General features: G+C 71.3%; 25 protein-coding genes. 14 read left to right on the top strand and 11 right to left on the bottom strand.

The features are described from left to right. Positions 1-15: 15 nt before the first annotated feature. Positions 16-3414 (bottom strand): AfsR/SARP family transcriptional regulator, encoded by a 3399-nt coding sequence (locus OG746_RS29805; protein ID WP_266720282.1) that lies wholly within the window; start codon positions 3412-3414, stop codon positions 16-18. 166 nt (positions 3415-3580) lie between these two features. Between OG746_RS29805 and OG746_RS29800 the strand changes: the two genes are divergently transcribed. Beyond that, on the top strand, positions 3581-4381 hold the full coding sequence (locus OG746_RS29800) for a site-2 protease family protein (protein WP_266720280.1): 801 nt from the start codon (positions 3581-3583) through the stop codon (positions 4379-4381). A gap of 24 nt (positions 4382-4405) precedes the next feature. On the opposite strand, the gene OG746_RS29795 is transcribed toward OG746_RS29800, so the two are convergent. Together OG746_RS29795 and npdG are read right to left on the bottom strand one after the other, a co-directional pair. Further along, on the bottom strand, positions 4406-4606 hold the full coding sequence (locus OG746_RS29795; RefSeq protein ID WP_266720278.1) for a hypothetical protein: 201 nt from the start codon (positions 4604-4606) through the stop codon (positions 4406-4408). A gap of 90 nt (positions 4607-4696) precedes the next feature. Beyond that, positions 4697-5410 carry an NADPH-dependent F420 reductase gene (gene npdG, locus OG746_RS29790; protein WP_266720276.1) on the bottom strand — a complete coding sequence of 238 codons (714 nt, stop codon included), beginning with the start codon at positions 5408-5410 and terminating at the stop codon, positions 4697-4699. Positions 5411-5503: 93 nt separating this feature from the next. On the opposite strand from npdG, the gene OG746_RS29785 reads away from it, so the two are divergent. Continuing rightward, the gene (locus OG746_RS29785) at positions 5504-6115 is read left to right on the top strand and encodes a hypothetical protein (protein ID WP_266720274.1); all 612 of its coding nucleotides are present in this window, start codon (positions 5504-5506) and stop codon (positions 6113-6115) included. Positions 6116-6166: 51 nt separating this feature from the next. Here the strand turns inward: OG746_RS29785 and OG746_RS29780 are convergent, their stop codons facing one another. Then, on the bottom strand, positions 6167-6382 hold the full coding sequence (locus tag OG746_RS29780) for a hypothetical protein (protein WP_266720272.1): 216 nt from the start codon (positions 6380-6382) through the stop codon (positions 6167-6169). A 57-nt stretch (positions 6383-6439) separates the two neighbouring features. Between OG746_RS29780 and map the strand changes: the two genes are divergently transcribed. Together map and OG746_RS29770 are read left to right on the top strand one after the other, a co-directional pair. Then, positions 6440-7312, top strand: coding sequence for a type I methionyl aminopeptidase (gene map / locus OG746_RS29775; protein WP_266720270.1), 873 nt, complete (start codon positions 6440-6442; stop codon positions 7310-7312). A gap of 162 nt (positions 7313-7474) precedes the next feature. Beyond that, the gene (locus OG746_RS29770) at positions 7475-8125 is read left to right on the top strand and encodes a biliverdin-producing heme oxygenase (RefSeq protein ID WP_266720268.1); all 651 of its coding nucleotides are present in this window, start codon (positions 7475-7477) and stop codon (positions 8123-8125) included. 98 nt (positions 8126-8223) lie between these two features. Here OG746_RS29770 and OG746_RS29765 read toward each other — a convergent pair whose 3' ends face one another. Continuing rightward, entirely contained in the window at positions 8224-8877 is a 654-nt protein-coding gene (locus tag OG746_RS29765; protein WP_266720266.1) for a PhzF family phenazine biosynthesis protein, read from the bottom strand. 164 nt (positions 8878-9041) lie between these two features. Between OG746_RS29765 and efeO the strand changes: the two genes are divergently transcribed. The 4 genes from efeO to OG746_RS29745 are packed head-to-tail and all read left to right on the top strand — an operon-like array spanning position 9042 to position 13410. Then, entirely contained in the window at positions 9042-10187 is a 1146-nt protein-coding gene (gene efeO, locus OG746_RS29760; RefSeq protein WP_266720264.1) for an iron uptake system protein EfeO, read from the top strand. 22 nt (positions 10188-10209) lie between these two features. Continuing rightward, positions 10210-11529, top strand: coding sequence for an iron uptake transporter deferrochelatase/peroxidase subunit (gene efeB / locus OG746_RS29755; RefSeq protein WP_524540493.1), 1320 nt, complete (start codon positions 10210-10212; stop codon positions 11527-11529). Between the two features lie 6 nt (positions 11530-11535). After that, positions 11536-12381, top strand: a complete 846-nt coding sequence (gene efeU / locus OG746_RS29750; protein WP_266720262.1) for an iron uptake transporter permease EfeU — start codon at positions 11536-11538, stop codon at positions 12379-12381. Between the two features lie 48 nt (positions 12382-12429). Then, positions 12430-13410, top strand: a complete 981-nt coding sequence (locus OG746_RS29745; RefSeq protein ID WP_266720260.1) for an SCO2278 family lipoprotein — start codon at positions 12430-12432, stop codon at positions 13408-13410. A 71-nt stretch (positions 13411-13481) separates the two neighbouring features. Here the strand turns inward: OG746_RS29745 and OG746_RS29740 are convergent, their stop codons facing one another. Continuing rightward, positions 13482-14234: a bifunctional DNA primase/polymerase gene (locus OG746_RS29740; RefSeq protein ID WP_266720258.1), complete on the bottom strand. Its 753-nt coding sequence runs from the start codon at positions 14232-14234 to the stop codon at positions 13482-13484. A gap of 135 nt (positions 14235-14369) precedes the next feature. Further along, complete coding sequence (locus OG746_RS29735) at positions 14370-15029, bottom strand: TetR/AcrR family transcriptional regulator (protein WP_266720256.1); 660 nt, start codon at positions 15027-15029, stop codon at positions 14370-14372. Positions 15030-15180: 151 nt separating this feature from the next. Here OG746_RS29735 and OG746_RS29730 point away from each other — a divergent pair, with 151 nt between their 5' ends. Together OG746_RS29730 and ddaH are read left to right on the top strand one after the other, a co-directional pair. Next, a complete protein-coding gene (locus tag OG746_RS29730; RefSeq protein WP_266720254.1) occupies positions 15181-15366 on the top strand; it encodes a DUF6243 family protein in 186 nt (61 codons plus the stop codon). A 99-nt stretch (positions 15367-15465) separates the two neighbouring features. Beyond that, the gene (gene ddaH / locus OG746_RS29725; protein WP_524540492.1) at positions 15466-16296 is read left to right on the top strand and encodes a dimethylargininase; all 831 of its coding nucleotides are present in this window, start codon (positions 15466-15468) and stop codon (positions 16294-16296) included. A 77-nt stretch (positions 16297-16373) separates the two neighbouring features. Here ddaH and OG746_RS29720 read toward each other — a convergent pair whose 3' ends face one another. The 3 genes from OG746_RS29720 to OG746_RS29710 are packed head-to-tail and all read right to left on the bottom strand — an operon-like array spanning position 16374 to position 19810. Beyond that, positions 16374-17357, bottom strand: coding sequence for a small ribosomal subunit Rsm22 family protein (locus OG746_RS29720; RefSeq protein WP_266720252.1), 984 nt, complete (start codon positions 17355-17357; stop codon positions 16374-16376). Between the two features lie 42 nt (positions 17358-17399). Then, on the bottom strand, positions 17400-18524 hold the full coding sequence (locus tag OG746_RS29715) for a serine hydrolase domain-containing protein (RefSeq protein WP_524540541.1): 1125 nt from the start codon (positions 18522-18524) through the stop codon (positions 17400-17402). After that, complete coding sequence (locus OG746_RS29710; protein ID WP_266720248.1) at positions 18521-19810, bottom strand: multidrug effflux MFS transporter; 1290 nt, start codon at positions 19808-19810, stop codon at positions 18521-18523. The genes OG746_RS29715 and OG746_RS29710 overlap by 4 nt, the downstream gene beginning before the upstream one ends. 139 nt (positions 19811-19949) lie before the next feature. Between OG746_RS29710 and OG746_RS29705 the strand changes: the two genes are divergently transcribed. Then, a complete protein-coding gene (locus tag OG746_RS29705) occupies positions 19950-20945 on the top strand; it encodes a Gfo/Idh/MocA family protein (RefSeq protein ID WP_266725516.1) in 996 nt (331 codons plus the stop codon). Positions 20946-20950: 5 nt separating this feature from the next. On the opposite strand, the gene OG746_RS29700 is transcribed toward OG746_RS29705, so the two are convergent. After that, entirely contained in the window at positions 20951-22579 is a 1629-nt protein-coding gene (locus OG746_RS29700) for an alkaline phosphatase D family protein (RefSeq protein ID WP_266720246.1), read from the bottom strand. A gap of 109 nt (positions 22580-22688) precedes the next feature. Between OG746_RS29700 and OG746_RS29695 the strand changes: the two genes are divergently transcribed. From OG746_RS29695 to OG746_RS29685, 3 genes are all read left to right on the top strand, one after another. Next, positions 22689-23468: an SDR family oxidoreductase gene (locus OG746_RS29695; protein WP_266720244.1), complete on the top strand. Its 780-nt coding sequence runs from the start codon at positions 22689-22691 to the stop codon at positions 23466-23468. 121 nt (positions 23469-23589) lie between these two features. Further along, positions 23590-24153 (top strand): DoxX family protein, encoded by a 564-nt coding sequence (locus OG746_RS29690; RefSeq protein ID WP_266720242.1) that lies wholly within the window; start codon positions 23590-23592, stop codon positions 24151-24153. Positions 24154-24164: 11 nt separating this feature from the next. Continuing rightward, positions 24165-24512, top strand: coding sequence for a MazG-like family protein (locus tag OG746_RS29685; RefSeq protein WP_266720240.1), 348 nt, complete (start codon positions 24165-24167; stop codon positions 24510-24512). The last annotated feature ends 61 nt before the right edge of the window (positions 24513-24573 follow it).

The following is a 24573-nucleotide window of genomic DNA, read 5'->3' as shown; positions in this document are numbered from 1 at the left end:
GATTCGCGTCGGTCGTCAGTCGTCCAACAGGGCGGTGGCCTCCTCCAAGGAGAGGCCGCCGCCCTCTGCGTATGCCCGCTCGTACGTCGCCTCGTCGAGCAGCTCGCGGGTCTCCGCCGCCGCGGCCTCGCGCCAATTGCGTTCGAGTACGGCCGGCTTGTGGCCCTCGGGCATCGCCGCGTCGGCCGCGCCCATGAGCCGCGCGGCGGCCACCGCGTCGCCCTCCCCGCCCCGCTGGACGATGGCCCGGGCCGCCGTGCACAGATGCAGCCCCACCAGTTGCGGCATGACGAGCGCGGCCAGCGGGTCCCGCGCGATGTCGAGGCAGCGCTGTACGTTCGCGACGGCGTCCTCGGTGTGCCCGTCGACGGTGTCGATCATCGCCTCCATGCCGATGGTCATGCCGTGGAAGAACCCGATCTGCGCCACCCTGAACTCACTGCGCAGCAAGGCGAGTTGCTCACGGGCCTCGACGGTGCGGCCGGTGAACGAGAGATGGGAGACGAGGAAGAGGCGGGCGGCGGGCCTGGACTCGTTGGTGTGCCGGCGCCCGTCCTCCAGCGACTCCCACAGCAGCGCCTCGCCCCCCTCGATGTTCCCCTGCTCGATGAGCGTCTGGCCGAGCCTGACCTGGAGGATCGCGGCCTGGGAGTGGGCGCCCATGCTGTGCGCGACCTCACGGGCGCGCGTGTAGTCGGCGGCGGAGCCCTCGAAGTCGCCGAGCTTCTCGCGCGCCTCACCGCGCGCGGACAGCGCCTCGGCCGTCCCCCACTCGTCGCCGAGCCGACTGAACAGCTCCAGCGACTCGTCGGCGTACGCGAGCCCTTCCTCGGCCCAGTCGCTGCGGTTGGCGAACACGTTGGCCCGCATCTGGAGGACGAGCGCCAGCTCCCAGTCGTAGCCGAGCTCGCGGCAGGTCCGCGTGGACACCGCGGCGAGCTCCTGAAGCCGGCCCATGTCGCCGGTCAACAGGACGGCGAAGTACCAGATGTTCCCGGGCGGGCGGCAGGCCTGCGGGAGGTCGGCGCGGTAGGTCTCGAGGACGGCGCGCAGCCGGTCCTGGCCCACCTCCGTCTGCCAGTGGTCCATCTCCATGTCCATGTAGCCGAGCCGGCACAGATGGACCTGGCGGCGCGCCTCTTCGAAGAGCTCGCCGGTCAGCGGGGGCGGGGTGTCGGTGCAGCGCTCGAAGAGCGGCGGGGCGGGGCTGCCGGGCCCGGCGAACGGGTCGGGGCCGAGCGCCGCGGCCTCCCCCGTCCACGTACGGGCGTCGACGCGCAGGTCCCGCATCTGCCAGAACCAGGACAGGGACAGGACGAGGCTGAACGCCTCCTGCTCGTCACGCGCCGCGACCGCGTGCCGCAGGGCCGTGCGCAGATTCTCGTAGTCCCGCTCGATCCGGGCGATGGCGGCGCGCTGGCCGCTGCCGCGGAGCAACGGGTCGGTGGTACGGGCGAGTTCGCGGTAGTACGTGAGGTGGGCGCGCTCGGCGGCGGGGCGCTCCCCGGACTCGTCGAGGCGGTCGTCCGCGTACTCGGAGACGGTTTCGAGGAGGCGGTAGCGCATGTCGCCGCTGCCCTCCTCCGGGGCGGCGACCACGAGCGACTTGTCGACGAGGGAGGCCAGGGCGTCGAGCGCGTCCGGACCGCAGACCGACTCGGCCGCGGACAGGTCGCAGCCGCCGCTGAACACGGAGAGGCGGGCGAGAGTGGCGCGCTCCGGCTCGTCGAGCAGGTCCCACGACCAGTCGACGACCGCGCGGAGCGTCTGCTGGCGGGGCAGGGCGGTGCGGGCGCCGGAGGTGAGGAGACGAAATCGGTCGTCGAGGCGGTCGGCGATCTGGCGGGGCGTGAGCATGCGCAGGCGCGCCGCGGCGAGTTCGATGGCGAGCGGGAGGCCGTCGAGGCGGCGGCAGATCTCGCCCACCGCGTCCGGGGCCTCGTCCACGGTGAAGCCGGGGCGCACGGCGGCGGCACGCTCACCGAACAGCCGCAGCGCGTACGGCTCCGGGAGCGGTTCCACCGGGTACAACAACTCGCCCGGTACGCCGAGGGGTTCGCGGCTCGTCGCCAGGATCGTGACACCGGGGCAGTGGGCGAGGAGGTCGTCGGCGAGGGCGGCGGCCGCGTCGATGACGTGCTCGCAGTTGTCGAGGATCAGCAGGAGGCGGCGGTCCTCGCAGTGCTCCACGAGCCGCACGAGGGGGTCGTCGCCCTGCCGCTCCCCCGCGACGCGAAGCTCTTCGGCGCCGGCGCCGCGCAGCACGGTCTCCCGGGCCCCGAGCGCACTGACGACCGCCTCCGCCACGGCGGCCGGATCACTGACCGGCGCCAACTCCGCGAGCCACACGCCGTCCGGGGCGGTCCCGAGCCCCTCCGCGACCTCCTGCGAAAGCCGCGTCTTGCCCGCGCCGCCGGGCCCGAGCAGGGTGACCAGCCGCACGCGGCCCAGATCGGCACGGATGGCATCGATGTCGCCCGTGCGCCCGACGAACGAGGTGAGCCGGGCGCGGAGGTTACCCGGGGCGGGGGCCGTAGCGGGTGCGGCCTGCGCCGGGGGCCGCCTTGCCCACCCTGCCGCCCCAGGCGGCAGATTGCCCAAGGCGGCGGACTCGTCCGCACCGTCCAGCCCCTGTGGCGGGTGGGCCAAATCCAGCCCCTGCGGCGATTGAGCAGCGGGGTCCGGGGCGGAGCCCCGTGGCGTGAGCAACTCCTCGTGCAACGCTCGGAGTTCCGGCCCGGGGTCCGCCCCCAACGTGTCCGCCAACCCCCGCCGCACCCCCTCGTAAGCGGCCAGCGCCTCCGCTCCCCGCCCCGCGGAGCGCAACGCCCGCAGCCGCAGCACCTGCAACGGCTCGTCCAACGGATGCGCGTCACAGAGCGAGGTCAGCTCCGGCAGCACCTCATCCGCCCGGCCAAGCGCCAGATACGCGGCAAGCCGAACGCGCCGGGCGTCGAGGTGCCGGGTGTCCCACCGCGTGGTCTCGGTCGACCGGTCCGGAAGATCGGCGAGCGCGGGCCCCCGCCACAACGCGAGCGCGTCGTCGAGAAGGTCGAGCGCCTTCTCCGGGGCACCGTCCGCGAGGGCCCGCGCCCCGTCGGCGGTCAGCCGCTCGAAGCGGAACAGGTCGACGTCGTCCGCGGCGGCGGCGAGCCGGTAGCCGCCCTCGGACGAGGTGATCACCTCCGCCCCCAGGGCCCTGCGCAGCCGCCCGATCAACGCCTGCAGCGCACCCGCCGCGTCCGCGGGCGGCTCCTCGCCCCACACCTCGTCGACGAGGAACGCGACGGGTACGGGGCGGCCGGGCCGCAGCGCGAGCACCGTGAGCAGGGCACGCAGCCGCGCCCCGCCGACCGGGACGGCCGTGCCGTCGTCGCGGAATGCCTGGGTGGTGCCGAGGATGCGGTAGCGCACGGACCTATTCTCCCCGCTGCCGTTCGACCACCGCGCCTGGTACCTGCCTCGACCTCGTCATGCCCCTACCTTGTCCGGAACTCCCGCAGTACCGCGACACGTTTCCCGCATACAGCGAGTACGTTCGGTGAGCCAGCCGACCAGTCTGCCCCGGGAGTTCCACCCCATGACCACCGCCACCGCACGCCGCGGCGACAACAGGATCAGCCCCGTCTTCCTCGGCATCGCCGCGATCACGGCGGTGGCCGGCTGGGCGGTGTGGACGGACTTCGCGTCCCAGCCGGGCTTCGCGGTGTTCCTGTTCGTGACGGGCGCCTGGGTCGTCTCGCTCTGTCTGCACGAGTACGCGCACGCGCGCACGGCGCTGCACAGCGGCGACATCTCGATCGGCGCGAAGGGCTATCTGACCCTGAACCCGCTCAAGTACACCCACGCGCTGCTCAGCATCGTGCTCCCGGTCATCTTCGTGATCATGGGCGGGATCGGACTGCCCGGCGGCGCCGTGTTCATCGAGCGGGGGCGGATCCGGGGGCGCTGGCGGCACAGCCTGATCTCGGCGGCGGGACCGCTGACGAACGTGCTGTTCGCGATCGTGTGCACGGCGCCGTTCTGGCTGGACGCGCTGGACGGGGTGCCGGACACCTTCCGTTACGCGCTCGGGTTCCTCGCCCTGCTCCAGGTGACCGCGGCGATCCTGAACTTCCTTCCCGTACCGGGTCTGGACGGGTACGGGGTGATCGAGCCGTGGCTGTCGCAGAAGGTCCGGCGGCAGGTGGAGCCGTTCGCGCCGTTCGGCATGCTCGCCGTTTTCGCCGTGCTGTGGATCCCGGAGATCAACCAGTGGTTCTTCGACGCGGTCGACTGGGTCCTTGCCGCGCTCGGCGTGCACGAGTGGGACACGTACTGGGGTCTGCAGTTCTACCGGTTCTGGCAGGGCACCCCGGAGATCCCGACGTTCACGCAGTAGGCGAGATTCAGGCAGTGGGCGAGGTCAGGCGGTGGGCGCGGCCTGGGTCTGCGTGGCCTGCTTCTCGGCCTTCGCCTTGCGCAGGTAGAACCACGTCATGTTCGACGTGACACCCGCGATCAGCACCCACACGATCCCGAGGAAGCTGCCCTCGACGAAGGAGACCACGGCCGCCACGACGGCCAGGGCGCAGACGACCAGGGAGAACAGTGCGATGCGGGGCATGGGGGTCGGCTCCAGACGGCGGCGCGGCGGGTAGTACGCCGACCAGTGTCCCCCATGCCCCGTGAGCGCCGGAAGGCACCCCGTACGTGCCTATACGTCGGTTACGCGCAGTCCCGCGTGCGCCTTGTAGCGGCGGTTCACCGAGATGAGGTTCGCGACCAGGGACTCGACCTGGTGGGCGTTCCTGAGGCGGCCCGAGAAGATGCCGCGCATACCGGGGACGCGGCCGGCGAGCGCCTGGACCGTCTCCACGTCGGCACGCTCCTCGCCGAGCACCATCACGTCGGTGTCGATCTCGTCGACCTCCGGGTCGATGAGCAGCACGGCCGACAGGTGGTGGAAGGCGGCGGTGACCCGCGAGTCCGGGAGCAGCGCCGCGGCCTGTTCCGCCGCGCTCCCCTCCTCCGGCTTCAGGGCGTACGCGCCCTTCTTGTCGAAGCCGAGCGGGTTGACGCAGTCGACGACGAGCTTGCCCGCGAGGTCCTCGCGCAGGGCTTCGAGGGTGGCGCCGTGGCCGTCCCACGGCACGGCGACGATCACGATGTCGCTGCGGCGGGCGCACTCGGCGTTGTCGGCACCCTCGATGCCGAGGCCGAGCTCGTCGGCGGCGGACTGCGCGCGCTCGGCGGCGCGGGAGCCGAGGATCACCTTCTGGCCCGCGCGGGCGAAGCGGTAGGCGAGGCCCTTGCCCTGGGGTCCGGTTCCGCCGAGGACGCCGACGACGAGTCCGGAGACGTCGGGGAGGTCCCAGGGGTCCTTGGCCGGGGCCTTCTGGCCGCTCGGGCTGCTTTCGGTAGAGGTCATGCAGCGACCCTACTCAAGGGTATGTGTCTCGTACGGGCGGACTTCCCTCGAACCAGACGAACCGGCAGACCACTTGAGGCACCATGCGACCCCATGGACGCCGTACGAGTAGCATTGCTGCGCGAGGTACTCGCCGGAACCGAGTGGCCCTCCGCCACCCGCCGCTTCGCCGGGGCGCTGCGTTCCTCGGTCGCCGCGCACGGTGGCGGGCTCCTCCTCGTGGGCTCCCCGACGTACGAGCCCTGGCATCTGGCGGCCCATCTGGTCGACGAGGCGGCCTGGTCCGGGACGCCCGAGCTGGCCCCCACCCTCGTACGGCACGCGGCGCGTCCGGACGACCCCGCGCATCTGGCCGTCGGCCTCGGCCGGCTCGAGGCGGCGCGGCGCGGCGAGACGCTCCTCGTGGTCACGCCGACCGAGCCGGGCGCTCCTCTCCTCGAGCGGGTGCACGATGCGCGCCGCGCGGGGGCGACGATCCTGGCGCTCGACGCGGAGGCCTCCGGCGGTGGGGATCTGCACGCCATGGCCCATGACGGGCTGAGCGTTCCCGGCGACACGGACCTCGATCTCGACACGGTGCAGCATCTGGTCAGTGCGGCGGCCGGCGAGAACGCGGCAGCCGCTCCGCGGGGGCGGCGGGGGTTTCGGGATCGGTTGTCCCGGCTTGCGGATCACTTGACGGCGCCGCCGCCCGCGCGGTGGTGAGGTGTCGCCCACCCGCGCGGGGCTCTGCCCCGGACCCCGCGGGCTCTCGTCCTACTGCGGGCTCTCCTTGTTCCACTTGGGATCGTTGTCCCACTCCAGGTTTCGTTCCTTCGCGGTGTCCATCGCGTGTTGGGCCTCCTCGCGGGAGGCGTAGGGGCCGAAACGGTCCTTGTTGGGGCACTCCGGCCCCTCCTCGACCTTCTTGTGCTCCAGGCAGTAGTACCACTCGCCCGGCTTTCCGACGGTTCGCTTCTTGAACAGCGCCACGGCGGCTCCTCTCGTCCCCGCCATGCTCCCCCACGCGCGCTCGTTACACTCGCTGGCATGTCTGGTCAGTCGGGGGCGTCGTCCGCCCTGCTCGTTCCGGGGGAGATCTCCCCCACCCGTTCCGTGCCCGGGAACATCCGGCGCCCCGAGTACGTCGGCAAGCCCGCGCCGACCCCGTACACGGGCCCCGAGGTGCAGACCCCGGAGACCGTCGAGGCGATGCGGATCGCCGGACGGATCGCCGCGCGGGCCATGGCGGAGGCGGCGAAGGCGATCGCCCCGGGTGTCACCACGGACGAGTTGGACCGGATCGCGCACGAGTACATGTGCGACCACGGCGCGTACCCGTCCACGCTCGGCTACCGCGGCTTCCAGAAGTCGCTGTGCACGAGCGTCAACGAGGTCATCTGCCACGGCATCCCGGACTCGACCGTCCTCAAGGACGGCGACATCGTCAACCTCGACGTCACCGCGTACATCGGCGGCGTGCACGGCGACAACAACGCCACGTACCTGGTGGGCGACGTCGACGAGGAGTCGAGGCTGCTCGTCGAGCGGACCCGTGAGTCCCTCGACCGTGCCATCAAGGCCGTCAAGCCGGGCCGCCAGATCAACATCATCGGCCGGGTCATCGAGTCGTACGCGAAGAGGTTCGGGTACGGCGTCGTGCGCGACTTCACCGGGCACGGCATCAACTCGTCGTTCCACAGCGGCCTGATCATCCCGCATTACGACTCCCCGCAGGCCACGACCGTGATCCAGCCCGGCATGACGTTCACGATCGAGCCGATGCTCACGCTCGGCACGTACGAGTACGACATGTGGGAGGACGGCTGGACCGTCGTCACGAAGGACCGCAAGCGGACCGCCCAGTTCGAGCACACGCTCGTCGTCACGGAGAGCGGCACGGAGATCCTCACGCTGCCGTAGCCGACGCCTCTCGCGCATCGAGCCCGCCCCTTTGTGGGGCGGGCTCTGCTGTTTACGTTCCCCTGATCGGAGAACCGGGTAGGTTTTTACCGACAGCGTGTCGGGAAGGCTGTAATATTAGGCAAGCCTAACCTAATTAATACTCATCGGCGGAGGCCCCTTATGGACACCCCGTTCTCCACTCTGATCCGCACCGCTTCGCACGAGCAGCACACGGAGGCGGAGACGTCGACGTTCATGGGTGATCTGCTCGGCGGGCGGCTCGGCGTGGACGCGTACGCGCGGTACACGGAGCAACTGTGGTTCGTTTACCGGGCACTTGAGGACGGCGCCAAGCACCTTGCCGAGGATCCGGTGGCCGGGCCGTTCATTCAGCCGGAGCTGCTGCGCGTACCCGAGCTGGAGCGCGACCTCGCACATCTGCGGGGTCCTGACTGGCGGGAGACCGTGTCCGCGCTGCCGCAGACGCGGGCGTACGCGGAGCGGGTCGCGGAGTGTGCGGCGTCCTGGCCGGGTGGGTATGTGGCGCACCACTACACGCGCTACCTGGGCGACCTCTCGGGTGGGCAGATCATCCGCGACAAGGCGGAGAAGACGTGGGGGTTCGCGCGCAAGGGGGACGGCGTGCGGTTCTACGTTTTTGAGGGCGTCTCCAACCCTGCGGCGTTCAAGCGGCACTACCGGGAGCTGCTTGATGCGATCGCCGTGGATGAGTTGGAGAAGCAGCGGGTTGTCGCCGAGTGCAAGGCGGCGTTCGCCTTGAATACGGGGGTGTTTCGCGGGCTGGGCGAAGAGTTTCGGTCGGCCGCGTGATCGTTTCGCGGCACCGGCGTTACGGCCTCGGGGCTCTGCCCCGGACCCCGCGCCTCAATCGCCGGCGGGGCTGGAAATGCTCACCCGCCACCGACCCGTCAAGCTAGCCGGACCCGGCCGCCCACCTCTACCGAACCGCCCGGCTGGGGGGCCGTCAGGATTTGGGAGCCGCGGCCCTGGCGGATGTTGAGGGCGCGGTCGAGTCGGGTGGTGAGCGCCAGTGCCGCCGCTCCCGTCGCCTCGTCCTCCACGATGCCGTCGCCGCGGCCGGGGAAGCCGCGGGCCCTGACCCGGCCCGCCGCCTCGTCCTCCCAGGCCCACGCGTAGATCCACTCCCCCGCCGGAGGAACCGGCAGCGCGTCGACCTCGGCGACGGAGTCGTACTGCCGCAACGTACGGCCGGTCACCCACTCCGCGCGCGCCTCGACCCAGCTGAACTCGCCGTCCTGGCGCGCCCCGACGACACCCGCGGGCACGACGAGTTCCGGTACGTCGAGCAGCCAGGCCGTGCCGACGCAGGGGTGCCCGGCGAACGGCAGGCGCGCGGTCGGCGTGTAGATGTCGATGACGCCGCGCTCGGGATCGTCGACGAAGACCGTCTCGCTGAAGCCCAATTTGGTCGCGAACGCCTGCCGCTCGTCCCGGTCGCGCAGGCGGGAGCCGTCACGGACGACGCCCAGCGCGTTGCCCTCCCCGCCGTCGGGGGCGCAGAAGACACGCACCACGTCGTACTCGATGCCGTACTCGTTCATGCCGGAAGTCAACCACGCGACATCCGGCGCTTGACCGGCACTTGACCCTCCCCTGACTTGCCCATGGGTGGCACTGAGGTAAGCCTCATATAAGTTAGGTCCGCCTTAGTTACCCCCTGTTCCTGTGCACCCCCTGTACTGCTGCTGTACGTCTTGGAGCCTGCATGCGCGCCGCCCGACTCACCGTTTCCACTGCCGTCGCCGCGGTCGCCGTTCTGACCGCCGTCACGGGCTGCACTCAGAAAAGCGACGCCAAGGGCGCCGGTTCCGGTTCGATCAAGGTGACCGCCGACGACGACAGCTGCAAGGTCTCGAAGAAGCAGTTCCCGGCGGGGCACGTGGAGTTGGCGGTCGAGAACAAGGGGTCCCGGGTCACCGAGGTCGAGATCCTCTTCCCGGACGACCGGATCGTCTCCGAGCGCGAGAACATCGGCCCCGGCACCAGGCACAGCCTCACCGCCGAGGTGAAGAGCGGCGACTACCGCATCGCCTGCATCCCCGGCATGAAGGGCAAGGGCCACCGCCAGGACGTCAAGGTGACCGGCGGGAAGAGCACGGCGAAGCGGGACCCGCGACTCGACGACGCCGTCGCCGCCTACCGCCAGTACACCCAGACGCAGGCCGACGAGACGCTGCCGAAGGTGAAGACGTTCACCGACGCCGTCCGCGACGGCGACCTCGCGGCCGCCAAGAAGGCGTACGCCCCCTCCCGTATCGGCTGGGAGCGCACCGAGCCGGTCGCCGAGTCCTTCGGTGACATCGACCCGAAGGTCGACGTGCGGGCCGACGGCCTCGAAGAGGGCCAGAAGTGGACCGGCTGGCACCGCCTGGAGAAGGCGCTGTGGAAGGACAAGAAGATCGGCAAGACCGAGAAGGGGCTCGCCGACCGGCTCGACAAGGACCTCGAGGACTGGCAGCAGCGCGTCGGCAAGGCGGAGATCACGCCCACCTCCATGGCCAACGGCGCCAAGGAGCTGCTCGACGAGGTCGCCACCGGCAAGGTCACCGGCGAGGAGGAGCGCTACTCGCACACCGACCTCGTCGACTTCAAGGCCAACGTCGAGGGCGCCGAGAAGGCGTACGAGCTGCTCAAGCCGGTCGCGTCGAAGAACGACGCCGCGCTGACCAAGGAGCTGGACAAGCAGTTCGCCGCGCTCGACACGCTGCTCGACAAGTACCGCGAGGACAAGAGCAGTTACGAGTTCACGTCCTACGACAAGGTCGGCAAGGCGGAGCAGAAGGAGCTGTCCGACGCGGTCAACGCGCTGGCGGAGCCGCTGTCCAAGCTGGCCGCCGCGGTCGTCAAGTAGCCATCGTCAAGTAGCCGAGTACATGCACACGCACCACGAGGAGAGGGCCGCCATGGCGGACGACGAGACCTCCAACTCCCCTTCCCCTTCCCGGCGTTCCCTGCTCACCGTCGGCGGCGCCGGGCTCGCGCTCGGCGCCGCGGCCGCGGGCGGCGCCGTCGCCCTGGCCCGGTCCGACGACGGCTCGGACATGCAGCCCGCCGGCGAGGCGGGCGGCGCGGTGCCGTTCCACGGCGCGCACCAGGCCGGGATCGCCACGGCGGTGCAGGACCGGCTGCACTTCGCGGCGTTCGACGTGAAGACGGCCGACCGCGAGGAGTTCGTGCAGCTCCTGAAGGACTGGACGAAGGCCGCCGCGCGGATGACCGAGGGGCACACCGTCGGCGAGGGCGCGTACGGCGGGCTCGCCGAGGCGCCGCCGGACGACACGGGCGAGGCGCTGGGACTTCAGCCGTCCCGGCTCACGCTGACGATCGGCTTCGGCCCCTCCCTCTTCGAGAAGCACGGGAAGGCCTTCGGCATCGCCGACAGGCGCCCGGAGGCGCTCGTCGACCTGCCGAAGTTCCCCGGCGAGAACCTGGAGAGGACCCGCAGCGGCGGCGATCTGTGCGTACAGGCCTGCGCCGACGACCCACAGGTCGCCGTGCACGCGATCCGCAATCTCGCCCGGATCGGCATGGGCAAGGTCGCCATCCGCTGGTCGCAGCTCGGCTTCGGCAAGACGTCGTCGACGACGCCGGACGCGCAGACCCCTCGTAACCTGATGGGCTTCAAGGACGGCACCCGCAATATCGCGGGCACCGAGAAGGACCGCCTCGCCGAGCACGTGTGGGTGGACTCCCCGGGCGACGGTGCCGACTGGATGAAGGGCGGCTCGTATCTGGTCGCCCGCCGGATCCGGATGAACGTCGAGACCTGGGACCGTACGTCGCTTCAGGAGCAGGAGGACGTGTTCGGCCGGGACAAGGGCGTGGGCGCTCCGGTCGGCAAGGCGAAGGAGCGCGACGAGCCGTTCCTGAAGGCGATGAAGCCGGACGCGCACGTGCGGCTCGCGCACCCCGACTCCAACCACGGGGCGACGCTGCTGCGCCGCGGCTACTCGTTCACCGACGGCACGGACGGCCTCGGCCGGCTCGACGCGGGCCTGTTCTTCCTCGCGTACCAGAAGGACATGCGCAAGGGGTTCATCCCGGTGCAGCGCAGCCTCGCGACCGACGCGCTCAACGAGTACATCCAGCACGTCGGTTCGGCGGTGTTCGCGGTGCCGCCGGGGGTGCGGGACGGCAGTGACTGGTGGGGCCGCGGCCTCTTCGAGCAGAAGCAGAAGCAGAAGGGGGCGTGAGGCGCGATGTTCGCCAACTACCTGATCGGGCTGCGTGAGGGGCTCGAAGCCAGCCTCATCGTGTGCATCCTCGTCGCGTACCTGGTGAAGACGGAGCGCAGGGACGCCCTGAAGCCGGTGTGGGCGGGCATCGGGGCCGCCGTCCTCGTGTCCCTCGCCTTCGGCGCGGGCCTGGAGTTCGGCTCGCAGGAGCTGACGTTCAAGGCGCAGGAGGCGCTCGGCGGTTCGCTGTCGATCATCGCCGTGGGCCTGGTGACGTGGATGGTGTTCTGGATGCGGCGCACGGCCCGGCACCTGAAGACGGAGCTGCACGGAAAGCTCGACAGCGCCCTGCAGATGGGCACGGTGGCGCTGGTCGTGACGGCGTTCCTCGCGGTGGGCCGTGAGGGCCTGGAGACGTCGCTGTTCGTGTGGACGGCGGTGCACGCCACCAGCAACGGCACGACGGACCCGGTGATCGGCGCGCTGCTCGGGCTCGCCACGGCGGTGTTCCTCGGCTGGCTGTTCTACCGGGGCGCGCTCCGCATCAACCTGGCGAAGTTCTTCACGTGGACCGGCGCGATGCTGGTCGTCGTGGCGGCGGGCGTCCTCGCGTACGGCTTCCACGATCTCCAGGAGGCCGGATTCGTCGGCGGCCTCAACAACCTGGCGTTCGACATCAGTTCCACGATCGCGCCCGACGGCTGGCTCGGCACGCTCCTGAAGGGCGTCTTCAACTTCCAGCCCGACCCGACGGTTCTGCAGGTAACCGTCTGGTTCGTCTACCTTGTCCCCACTCTCGCCCTGTTCTTCGCGCCTCCCGGACTGTTTTCCCGCAGGGTCGCGGCAGTGCGGGCCTCCTCTTCCCGGTAGGGTTCGGGCCCGTGGCAGGGGCTGGGAGCGGAAGGTGAGTCGAACGTCATGAGCGAGGCCAGGAACAGGTTCGGCCGACCGGTCGCGGCGGCTGCGGCCGCGGTCGTGCTGTCCCTCACCGCCGGCGGCTGTGTGACCGTGCACGGCGAGTTGGAGATCGTCCCGACGACCACGAAGGGGCAGGCGGCGCGCGCCGTCGACACCTTCGTGGACGCGTACAACGAGGCGGAGAAGAACTACGACGCCGACGCCGACGCGAAGTACGTCACCGGGGCGCTCGGTGCGATCGACGCGGCGAAGCTGAAGGCCGGTCGCGCTCTCCACCCGGACGGCAACCCGAAGCACGTGCCGCTGGAGCTCACCGACACGCAGATCACGGTGCCGAAGAAGGCGGGCTGGCCGCGCTGGTTCGTGTCGAACTCGGACACCGAGCGGGTGCCCGGCTACCGCTGGGTGATGGTCTTCACCCGCAACGCCGAGAACGCGCCGTGGGCGGTCTCGTACCTGTCGCTGTTCCGCGAGGGCACGGTCCCCAAGTTCAAGCAGGACAAGGACGGCCTGGGCGAGGCCGTCGACCCGGACGAGTCGGGTCTCGCGCAGCGTCCGAAGGACATGGGCAAGAAGTACATCCAGTACCTCAAGAAGGGCGGGGACGGCTACGTCCCGGGCCTGCACACCACGCGCTGGCGCCAGACCCGCGACAAGATCGACACGCGCCCCGGCCTCACCACGCAGTTCATCGACGAGCCCCTCACCGAGGGCAACTACGCGCCTGTGGCCCTGCGCACCGAGAACGGCGGCGCCCTCGTCTTCTTCACGACCCGCCGCTACGAGAAGCTGACCGCGTTCCCCGGCAGCAACCTGCCCACGATCGGGGAGGACGTGAAGGCGCTGATGAAGGGCGAGCCCAAGCAGTCGGCGATGTACGGCTACGTCTCCGGCCAGGCGGCCATCGACCCGCCGAAGTCCTCGGGGAAGGTGAACGTGGTGTCGCGGGTGGAGGGCATCACGACGGCCGAAGGCAGCTGACGGTCACCCGTTGTCGCGGTCCCGGGGCTCCGCCCCGGACCCCGCCGGCTCTCGTCCAGATGCGGGCTTGATCACGGCCACGCCGACGTGTAGTCCGGCTCCTCCGCCCCCACATACCGCGCACACGCATCCGTCAACGTTTCCAACAACGTCAACGGATCCGGAAGCGGATGCTCCAGACCCCGCACCCAGAACACCTCCCGCTCACCGGGCAACCGCGCCGGCGGCACCAGAACGTACGACCCACGGCAGTGCCACCGCAGCCCGGGATGCTCGTCCATGGTCTCGGGATGGCAGTCCAGCTCGCAGGGCCACCACTCGTCCTCCTCGTCCGGCGTCCCGCGCGTCGCCGTGAAGAAGAGCATGCGGTCACCGCCGGACTCGGCGACGGGCCCGACCTCGATCCCGGCGGCAAGGAGCCGCTCCAGCGCCTCGTGCCCAGCATCCAGCGGAACGTCGAGGACGTCGTGGACCATGCCGGTCGCGGTGATGAAATTGGCCTGCGGCTGATGCCTCGCCCAGCGCTCGATCTGCGCGCGGTCCGTCGTGGACTGGGTCTGCCAGGCGAAGGAGACGGGGTGCCTGCCGGGGGTCGGACAGCCGACGCGATTGCACGAACATCGGTAGTCGGAGGGGTACGCGGCCGGAGCCAGCGGCAGTCCGGCGGCGGCAGCGGCGAAGAGCAGGTCCTCGCGGGCCGCATCGGCGGCCGCGGTGTCCTTCGGGCCGCGCGCGCCCCTCAGCCACCGTGCGATCAGGCCGCCCGTCGTGCGCCCCTCGGTACCGCTCCGCCCGCCGAATCGGCGGCCCTGCTCCGCGCCCATCAATCCCCTCACCATCGCCGTCGAGCCACTGCTGTCGTGCCGAGTCCGGATGAACCTTGGACCAAAAGTGTCCCACCATCCTGCGCCTCGGGTGGCCACAGTCCATATCCGGGGTATGTGAGGGGTCTTCTCCGGCTAGTTGCGGGGGCCGATGCCGTAGAGGGCGTACTCGACGATCGTGTCCGCGTACGCGTGGTCGAGCGGGCCGGTGTTCTGCAGCCAGCGCTGGGCGAGCGGGCCTGAGAAGAGGTCGCGGGCGACCAGTGGGTCGACCCCGGCGCGGATCTGGCCGGCCTCCTGCGCGGCGCGCAGCCTGGCCGCGTACAGGTCGAGTCCGGGCATGAGGAGCTTGGCGACGAAATCCTCGGCGAAGTCGCGGTTGGCGAGTCCCTCGGCGGCGAGCGCGCGGGCCGGGGCCTCGAAGCGGGGGTCCTTGAGCTCGTCGACGGTGGCGCGCAGCACCAGCTTGAGGTCTGCCTCGATGTCGCCGGTGTCGGGCAGGGAGTCGAAGTCGAGCGGGTAGTCCGGGTGCTTCTCGGCGGCGGCTTCCTGGTTGCGCTCGCCGAGGTCGATGAAGGCCTCCATCAGGACCTCGGCCTTCGAGCCCCACCACCGGTAGATCGTCTGCTTGCCGACACCGGCGCGGGCGGCGATGCCCTCGATGGTGGTGCGCGGGTAGCCGATCTCTCCTACGAGGGCGAGGGCGGCGTCGTAGATCGCGCGGCGGGAACGTTCGCTGCGGCGGGTGGCGTCGGGGACGGCCTTCTTCGCCGACTGGCTCTTCGTGTCTGACATGGTTCGAATGTAGCAGCGCGCGAGCCGAGACGTTCCGTCTTGCGAGGCCTTGACAAGACGCACCGTCTCGCTCACAGTGGAGCACATCCAGGCAACGAGACGATACGTATCGTTGCGGCGCAGCGGCTCAATGACCCAAGGAGATACGACCATGACCCGAGGTGGAGCAGGCGGCATGCTGGGCGTCGGTGGCGCCCGCAGCAACATGTCCCGCAAGGCGATGCGCGGCGGCGGCCGTGGTGGCCGCGTCGGCGGCGGAGGCACCGACCCCGTGGCGCAGAAGCGTGAACTCCTGCGCAAACTGCAGGAGAAGAACGGCACGCACGACGCGTCGTGATCAGAGCCGGCTGTGAACCACCCGTTCGGTTCACAGCCCCGAGGGCTCCTCCGACCGCACCATGGGCTTCACCCAGCCCTGCGGTCGGAGGAGCCCTCATTGCGTAATCCGAGCCTTGTCGAACGTCGCGCCACACCCCGGCGCTATCTCATGTGCCCACCGGCACACTTCAAGGTCACGTACTCGATCAACCCGTGGATGGACCCGACGAAACCCGTCGACGTCCCGCTCGCGGTCGCCCAGTGGGAGGTCCTGCGGGATCGCTACCGCGGGCTCGGTCACACCGTGGAACTGCTCGACCCGCGCCCCGGCCTCCCGGACATGGTGTTCGCGGCGAACGGCGCGACCGTGGTGGACGGCCGGGTACTCGGCGCCCAATTCGCGCACCGGGAACGGGAGGCCGAGGCCGCCGCGCACCTGGAGTGGTTCCGGGCGCACGGCTACGCCGAGGTCCACGAGCCCGTCCACGTCAACGAGGGCGAGGGCGACTTCGCCGTCACCGCCTCGTACGTACTCGCGGGGCGGGGCTTCCGGGCCTCGCCGCTGTCGCACGGGGAGGCGCAGGAGGTGTTCGGGCGGCCGGTGATCGGGCTCGATCTGGTGGACCCGCGCTGCTATCACCTGGATACGGCGCTCGCGGTCCTGGACGACGCGGACGACTCCGTCATGTACTACCCGGCGGCGTTCTCGCCCGGGAGCCGGGCGGTGCTGCGGCGGATGTTCCCCGACGCGCTGATCGCCTCCGAGGAGGATGCGGGGGCCTTCGGCCTCAACGCGGTGTCGGACGGCCGGAACGTGGTGCTGCCGCAGGGGGCGGTGGGGTTGTTCGGGCCGCTGCGGGAGCGGGGGTTTGTGCCGGTGGGGGTGGATATCGGCGAGTTGTTGAAGGGGGGTGGGTCGGTGAAGTGCTGCACGCTTGAGCTGCGCTGAACCCCGGGGCTCTGCCCCGGACCCCGCTCCTCAATCGCCGGAGGGGCTGAAAAGGCCTGCTCAATCGCCGGAGGGGCTTAGTTGGCCCACTCGTCGCCCCAGTCAACGTTCCGGGCCTCGCGGTAAGCGGCGCCGTGTTTCTTGGTCACCGTCGTACGGGTCAGCGTCCCCTTCGACTCGCAGAGGTCGAGGAGGACCTGGCCCTTGCGGGTCTGGGGCTTGCGGATCACGCGGGCCTCGGCGGGTGTCGGGTCGAAGCGGGTCGCGGCGACGTAGGCGAACTTCTCGTCCTCGTATGCGAGGGAGCCGCCCTTGACCTGGCGGTGGAGGGAGGAGCGGGCGACCCGGGCCGAGAAGTGGCACCAGTCCGTGCCGGGCACGATGGGGCAGGCGGCGCTGTGCGGGCAGGGCGCGGCCACCTGGAATCCGGCGGCGATGAGCCGGTCCCGGGCCTCGATGACGCGGGCGTAGCCGTCCGGGGTGCCGGGTTCGATGATCACCACGGCGCCGGTGGCGGCCCGCGCGGCGGCGTCGACGACGACCGCCCGGTCGGCCTCGGTCAGCTCCTTGAGCACGTACGAGACGGTGACGAGGTCGGCCTCGGGAGTGTCGTGCGCGCCGATCCGACCCCGTTCCCAGCGCACCGAATTCGCCAAGTCGCTTTGCGGTGAGGCCAGTTCGCGGCCGAGGTCGAGTGCGGGCTGCGACCAGTCGACGACCGTCGTGGCCCGCTCCCCCGGCCACACGTCCTGCGCCGCCCACACGGCCGCGCCCGTGCCGCCCCCGATGTCCAGGTGGCCTGCGGGCCGCCAGTCGGCCGCGGCGTCCAGCGCGTCGAGCGCGGAGCGCACCGCCTCGAACGTGGCCGGCATCCGGTACGCCGCGTACGCCACGACGTCGGCCCGCTCGCGCAGGATCGGGGCGTCGGTCGGGGTGGTCCCCCGGTAGTTCGCGATGAGCCGCTCGACGGCCTTCGCCGCCTGCGTGGGCGGGAGGCCGTCGAGGAGCGCGGCGAGGGTGGACCGGAGGGTGTCGGAGGCCGACTGGAGCGGGGCGTTCACCCCACGATTCTACGGAGCGGTGGCGGTGGTCACGGGTCCGCGTCAGACCACGGCCCGCGCCACCCGGTTCGCCGCCGCCACCCGCGGGCCGTTGGCGGGGCCGCGGCGGCGGGGGTGCACGGTGTTGGCGAGCAGGACCAGGAACGTGTCGGTCGCCGGGTCGATCACCAGGGACGTGCCCGTGAAACCGGTGTGGCCCGCCGCGCCGCGACCCGCCAGTTCGCCCATGAACCACGACTGGTCGAGGCGGAAGCCGAGGCCGGGCGGGGTCAGCATCAGGTCGACGAAGTCGGGGCCGAGGATGCGGGCCGTGCCGTAGGAGCCGCCGGTCAGGAGGGTGCGGCAGAGGACGGCCAGGTCGTACGCCGTGGAGAAGAGGCCCGCGTGACCGGCCACGCCGCCGAGCGCCCAGGCGTTCTCGTCGTGCACCTCGCCGCGCACCATGCCCCGCTCCGCCTTCGCCCAGGGGCGGCGCTGGTCCTCGGTGGCGGCGGCGCCCGGGCACGGCCCGTACGACGTGGCGGTCATGCCGAGGGGGCGGGTGATGCCCTCGCGGATCAGGACGTCGAGGGGGTGGTCCGTGACGCGTTCGAGGACGTGCTGGAGGAGCAGCATGTTCAGGTCGGAGTAGAGGTAGTCGCCCGGTGGTGAGGACGGTGCCTCCGCGCGCAGCAGGGCCGTTCGCGCGGCGGCGTCCGGGGCGTCGTACAGCGGGAGTTCGGGGCGCAGGCCCGAGGTGTGGGTGAGGAGCTGGCGGACTGTGATGGCGCCCCGGGCCGCGGCCTTGAACTCGGGGACGTACGCGCCGACCTTCGCGTCGATGCCGAGTCTGCCGCGCTCGATCTGCTGCACGGCGGCGATCGAGGTGCAGAGTTTGGTGAGCGAGGCCAGGTCGAAGGGGGTGTCCACCGTCATCGGGACGCGGGCCTCGGGCGGCAGCTCGATGCCCGTGTCCGTCGCCTCGTCGTACGACGCGTAGCGCGCCGCCCAGCCGTGCGCCGCCTCCGCCGCGATCACCGGGCCGCGCCCCGCGAGCACGACGACCCCGGCGCACCAGGGCCGGGCGCCCTCGGGCAGTCGGCGCACATCGGAGAGGAGCCCGGCGAGCTGCTCCCCGTCGAGCCCTGCCCGCTCGGGGGTGTCGTGGCGCAGTCTCGGCGCGTTCAGCGCTGCTCACCCGCCGCGCGCTGTTGCCAGGGGCGGCACAGGGTCACGAAGGCGAGCGCCGCCACCAGGCCGCTGACGAGCTGGACCGTCGCCATCGGGACCGCCGTGTACTCGCCCGCGATGCCGACGAGCGGCGAGGCGATCGCGCCGATCAGGAACGAGGACGTGCCGAGCAGCGCCGACGCGGAGCCCGCCGCGTGCGGGGTGCGCATGAGGGCGAGGGCGTTGGTGTTGGGCGTGGTCAGGGCCATGCAGGCCATGAGGACGAAGAGGCCGGCGGCGATGGGGGCGAGGCCGAGTTCCTCGGGCGTTCCGAAGGTGCCGCTCGCGGCCAGGAGGAGGAAGGCGGCGGCGAGGACGACCAGGGTGAGGCCGATGCCGAGCACCTTGTCGAGGTTGACCCGGCCGACGAGCACCTTGCCGTTGAGCTGGCCGACGGCGATCAGGCCGATCGAGTTGAGCCCGAAGAGGAGGCTGAACGTCTGCGGGGACGCCCCGTAGATCTCCTGGATCACGAACGGGGAGGCCGATACGTAGGCGAAGAGCGCCGCGAACGCGAAGCCGCCGACGACCGTGTAGCCGAGGAAGACGCGGTCGGCGAGCAGGCCGCGCATCGTGCGCAGCGCCTCCATGGTGCCGCCGCTGTGCCGCCGCTCCGGCGCGAGGGTCTCCGGCAGGAACTTCCACACGACGGCGGTGAGCGCGATGCCGATGACGGTGAGCACGATGAAGACGCCGCGCCAGTCGGTGAACCGCAGGATCTGGCCGCCGATGAGCGGGGCCACGATCGGGGCGATGCCGGAGATCAGCATCAGCGAGGAGAAGAACCTCGCCATCGCGACGCCGTCGTAGAGGTCGCGCGCAACGGCGCGGGCGATCACGATGCCCGCCGAGCCCGCGAGTCCCTGGAGGAGCCGGAAGGCGATGAGGAGGGTGGCGTTCGGCGCGAAGGCGCAGATCGCGGTGGCCACGATGTAGATGAGCAGGCCGACGATCAGCGGTCTGCGCCGGCCCCACTTGTCGCTCATCGGGCCGACCACCAGCTGCCCGAGCGCCATGCCGGTCAGGCACGCGGTGAGGGTGAGCTGGGCGGTGGCGGCCGAGGTGTGCAGGACGCCCGTGACCTCCGGCAGGGCCGGGAGGTACATGTCCATGGAGAGCGGCGGTACGGCGGTGAGCCCGCCGAGGAGGAAGGTGACCAGGAGGCTCGCGCCGGCCCCGACCACCACCTTGGGAACGGGCGTCGGGGTGGCATCACGGACCTCACCGGTCGCGTTCTCCCCCATGGTGCTCCCGGTGGAACATCCGCTGTCCTTCATCCCGTTGCCCCTCGTTTCCCTTCGTCTCTCCCGGCCATCTGTGCGATTCCCTATGCTCTCAGCTCGGCGGTGCGGTCGAGACCAATATCTGGAGTGGGTGGGCACGATGGTGAAGCGGGTGCGCTGGGGAATCCTCGCGACGGGCGGGATCGCCGCGTCGTTCACGGCCGATCTGCTGGATCTGCCGGATGCCGAGGTGGTGGCGGTGGCCTCGCGCACGGAGGCCTCCGCGAAGGCGTTCGCGGAGCGCTTCGGGATCGAGCGGGCGTACGGCGACTGGGCCTCGCTCGCCGCGGACGAGGACGTCGATGTCGTGTACGTCGCGACGCCGCACGCAGCGCACCGGGAGGCGGCCGGGCTCTGTCTGGAGGCGGGACGCGCGGTGCTGTGCGAGAAGGCGTTCGCGCTGAACGCGCGGGAGGCGGCGGAGCTGGTGACGCTGGCGCGCTCGCGGGGCGTGTTCCTGATGGAGGCCATGTGGATGTACTGCAATCCGCTGGTGCGGCGGATGAAGGCGCTCGTCGACGAGGGGGCGATCGGTGAAGTCCGCACGGTGCAGGCCGACTTCGGTCTCGCCGGTCCTTTCCCGCCCTCGCACCGGCTGCGGGATCCGGCGCAGGGCGGCGGCGCGCTGCTCGACCTCGGGGTGTACCCGGTGTCGTTCGCGCAGCTGCTGCTCGGGGAGCCCACTGCCGTGACGGCGTCCGCGCAGCTCTCCGAGGAGGGCGTCGACCTCCAGACGGGGATGCTGCTCTCGTGGGACAACGGCGCCCACGCGCTGCTGCACTGCGCGCTCAACGCCGGTACGGGTGTGACCGCTTCGGTCACCGGGTCGGCCGGGCGGATCGACGTGCCGGGCGGGTTCTTCTCCCCGGAGCGGTTCGTGCTGCACCGGGACGGGCGGGACCCGGAGGAGTTCGTGGCGGCGCCGGAGGACGGGCCGCACGATTCGATGCGGCACGAGGCGATCGAGGTGATGCGGCGGGTCCGGGCGGGCGACACGGAGTCGCCGCTGGTGCCGCTGGAGGGTTCGCTCGCCGTGATGCGGACGCTCGACACCGTCAGGGAACGGGTCGGCGTCCGCTATCCCGGCGAGTACTGAGGGCCCTACGCGGGCTTGAGCCCCGGCTCCCCGGCGGCCGTCACGAACGAGGCCGCCGTGGTGAGGGCCGCCCCCGGTGTGGTCACCGCGGACACCGTCTTGAAGTCGGCCCACGCCGCCTGCTGCCCCAACTCCACGGTCACGTAGCCGCGTTGACCGTTGTAGTGCTTCATGTGCGGGTTGCGGTCGAGGTACCCGGCCCAGTTGGCGGGCCGCGCGGCGCCGTCCTTGCCGCTGGTGATCGACGTCGTGACGATCTCGGTGCCGACCGTGCGCGAGCCCTGGTCGGCGGCGTCCCGCTTGATGTCCATGGCGTACGAGACGTGGACGTCGCCGGTGAGGACCATCAGGTTCTCGACGCGGGCGGCCTCGGCGCCCTTGAGGATCCGCTCGCGGGAGGCCGGGTAGCCGTCCCAGGAGTCCATGGAGAGCGTGCCGTCGCCGGCGGGGTTGGCGCGGCGGGCGAAGGTGACCTGCTGCGGGACGACGTTCCACAGCGCCCGCGAGTTCCGCCAGCCGTCGGTCAGCCAGCGCTCCTGGGTGAAGCCGGGCAGCGTCTGCGAGGCGGCCTCGGACTCGGGCGTCGGGGCCTTCCAGCCGTCGCCGTTCGCCTGGTCGGTGCGGTACTGACGGGTGTCGAGGATGTCGAACTGGGCGAGCCGGCCCCAGTGCAGCCGCCGGTAGAGCCGCATGTCGGGGCCGCTCGGCACCTGGGGGCGGCGCAGCGGCTGGTTCTCCCAGTACGCGCGGTACGCGGAGGCGCGGCGCAGCAGGAACTCCTCGGGCGGGTTGCCGTTCTCGTCGGTGTCGCCCGCGTAGTTGTTCTCGGTCTCGTGGTCGTCCCAGGTGACGACGAAGGGGTGCGCGGCGTGCGCGGCGCGCAGGTGCTCGTCGCTCTTGTAGAGGGCGTACCGCAGCCGGTAGTCCTCCAGCGTCACGGTCTCCCGGTTGAAGACGTCGGGCAGCACGCGGTCGGTGTAGTTGCGGGCGCCGCCGACGGAGGTGACGGCGTACTCGTAGAGGTAGTCGCCGAGGTGGAAGACGACGTCGACGTCGTCCTGGGCCAGGTGCTTGTACGCGGTGTAGTACCCGTCGTGGTACGCCTGGCAGGACACGGCGGCGAGGGTGAGCGCGGAGGTCCTCGCGCCGGTGGCGGGCGCGGTTCGGGTGCGGCCCGCGTCGCTCACCCAACTCCCCACGCGGAAGCGGTAGTAGTACACGCGCCCCGCGTCGAGCTTGTCGACCTCGACGTGCACGGTGTGGTTGTACTCGGGGTGCGCGGTGGTGGTGCCGCGCCGCACCACGCGCCGGAACCTCTCGTCGAGCGCCAGCTCCCATGCCACGTCGACGCGGGCGGCGGGCAGGCCGCTGCCGGTCTCGTACGGGGACGGGGCGAGCCGCGTCCACAGCAGCACGGAGTCGGGCAGCGGGTCGCCGGAGGCGATGCCGAGCGTGAAGGGGTCGCTCTTGATCTTCCGGGCGTCGAGCTCGGCGGCGGCCGCGGTGCCCGCGGTCGGGAGGTTGGTCGCGAAGGCGAGCGCGGCGGCGGCGCCGGTGACGGTCAGGAATCTTCTGCGGCCCAAGTGCTGGGCAGCGACACGGAGTTCGGCTGCGTGCTGCGGTATGTGAGGCATGAAGCGTTATTGCAGTGGCCGGGGACGACGGTGGACTGTCGCGTACACAACAGCCACATGGCGGATCGATGATCTCCGTGTGTCCGCGCGACCCGTACGCTGCGGCCCCATGAACGCTTCGCAAACAGGCCGGACCGACACCGCTTCGCGCACCGCCGTCATCACCGGCGCGGGCTCCGGCATCGGCCGGGCCGTCGCCCTCGAACTGCTGCGCGCGGGCTGGCGCGTGGCCCTCGCGGGGCGCCGCACCGAGACGCTGGAGGCGACCGCGGCCCTCGCCCCGGACGCCGACTCCCTCGTGGTCCGCGCGGACGTGTCGGACGCCGATGCCGTGGCGGCCCTCTTCGCCACCGTCCGGGACCGCTTCGGCCGCCTCGACCTGCTCTTCAACAACGCGGGCACGTTCGGCCCCGGCGGTGTGGGCATCGAGGACCTGGAGTACGACGCGTGGCGGCAGGTCGTCGACGTGAACCTCAACGGGGCGTTCCTGTGCGCGCAGGCGGCGTTCCGGCAGATGAAGGAGCAGGACCCGCAGGGCGGCCGGATCATCAACAACGGCTCCATCTCGGCGCACGCGCCGCGCCCGCGTTCGATCGCGTACACGACGACGAAGCACGCGCTGACCGGCCTGACGAAGTCGCTCTCCCTGGACGGCCGCCCCTACCGGATCGCCTGCGGCCAGATCGACATCGGCAACGCGGCGACCGACATGACCGAGGTCATGCAGCGCGGCATTCCGCAGGCGAACGGGGAGCTGTCGGCGGAGCCGGTGATGGACGTCGCGGACGTGGGCCGCACGGTGCGGCACATGGCGGAGCTGCCGCTGGAGGCGAACGTCCAGTTCGCGACGGTACTGGCGACGAACATGCCGTACATCGGCCGCGGCTGAGCACCGGCTCAGCCCCGACTCCTCCCACGATCCGATGTGCGGGCTTGATCCACTGCACTACTGTCACTCGAACGGGCCTGCGCACCAGGTGCGGGCCGGACGAGTGCCGGACGGTGAGGTCATGACCTGCTCACGTTTTCGTACATCTCGTAATTCCCGCTCCGGGCGCCTCGACCTGGGGCTGCTCGCGCTGCGCGTCGGCACCGGCGGGGTGCTCGCCGCGCACGGCGCGCAGAAACTCCTCGGCTGGTTCGGTGGCGGCGGGGTGTCCGGCACGGCCGCCGGCATGGAGGCCATGGGGTACCACCCGCCCAAGGCGAGCGCCATCGCCGCCGGGCTCGGGGAGGCGGGCGGCGGAGTGCTGCTCGCGCTCGGGCTCGCGACGCCGGTGGGCGGGGCGGCCGCCGCCGGGACCATGGCGGGCGCGGCCGCGGTGCACGCGCCGAACGGGTTCTTCGCGATGAGCGGCGGCTACGAGTACCCGGCGTTCCTCGGCTTCGCCGCGGCGGGCCTCGCGGTGACCGGGCCGGGCCGCTACTCCCTGGACCACGCGCTCGGCCACGCCCTGAACCGGCACTGGATGGTGCCGGCGGCGCTCGTCGGGGCGGGCGCGGCGGCGGTGGCCGTGGTGGCGTCCCGCAACAAGCAGGTGGCCGCGCGCCAGGACGAGAAGGAAGAGGAATAGCGTCGTCCCTCGTGACTACGGACGACGACAACGACCTGTGGGCGACGGTCGACCGGCTGCGCGCCTGGCTCGACGACAACAACGCGCGCCCGCCCCAAGAGGCCCTTCTCCTACGAATGCTGAAGCTCTCGGAGGAGGTCGGCGAGGTCTCCGAGGCGGTGATCGGCGCGATCGGCCAGAACCCCCGCAAGGGCGTCAGCCACTCTTGGGGCGACGTGGAGTCGGAGCTGTGCGACGTGGTGGTGACGGCCCTCGTCGCCCTCGGCACGCTTACGCCGGATCCGCGGGGGGCGTTGCGGGCGCACGTGGCGAAGGTGGCGGAACGCTCCCTGGGCCGTTCTAGTCCCGGCGACGGTTGAGCCAATTTAGCCCCTGCGGCGATTGAGCAGCGGGGGCTGGGGCGGAGCCCCGAGGCGTGTC

This window comes from Streptomyces sp. NBC_01016, from assembly GCF_026341035.1.
In the GTDB taxonomy this organism is placed as follows: Bacteria; Actinomycetota; Actinomycetes; order Streptomycetales; family Streptomycetaceae; genus Streptomyces.
Note: the sequence above shows the minus strand (reverse complement) of the source record. Positions and strands in the feature narration are given on the sequence as shown.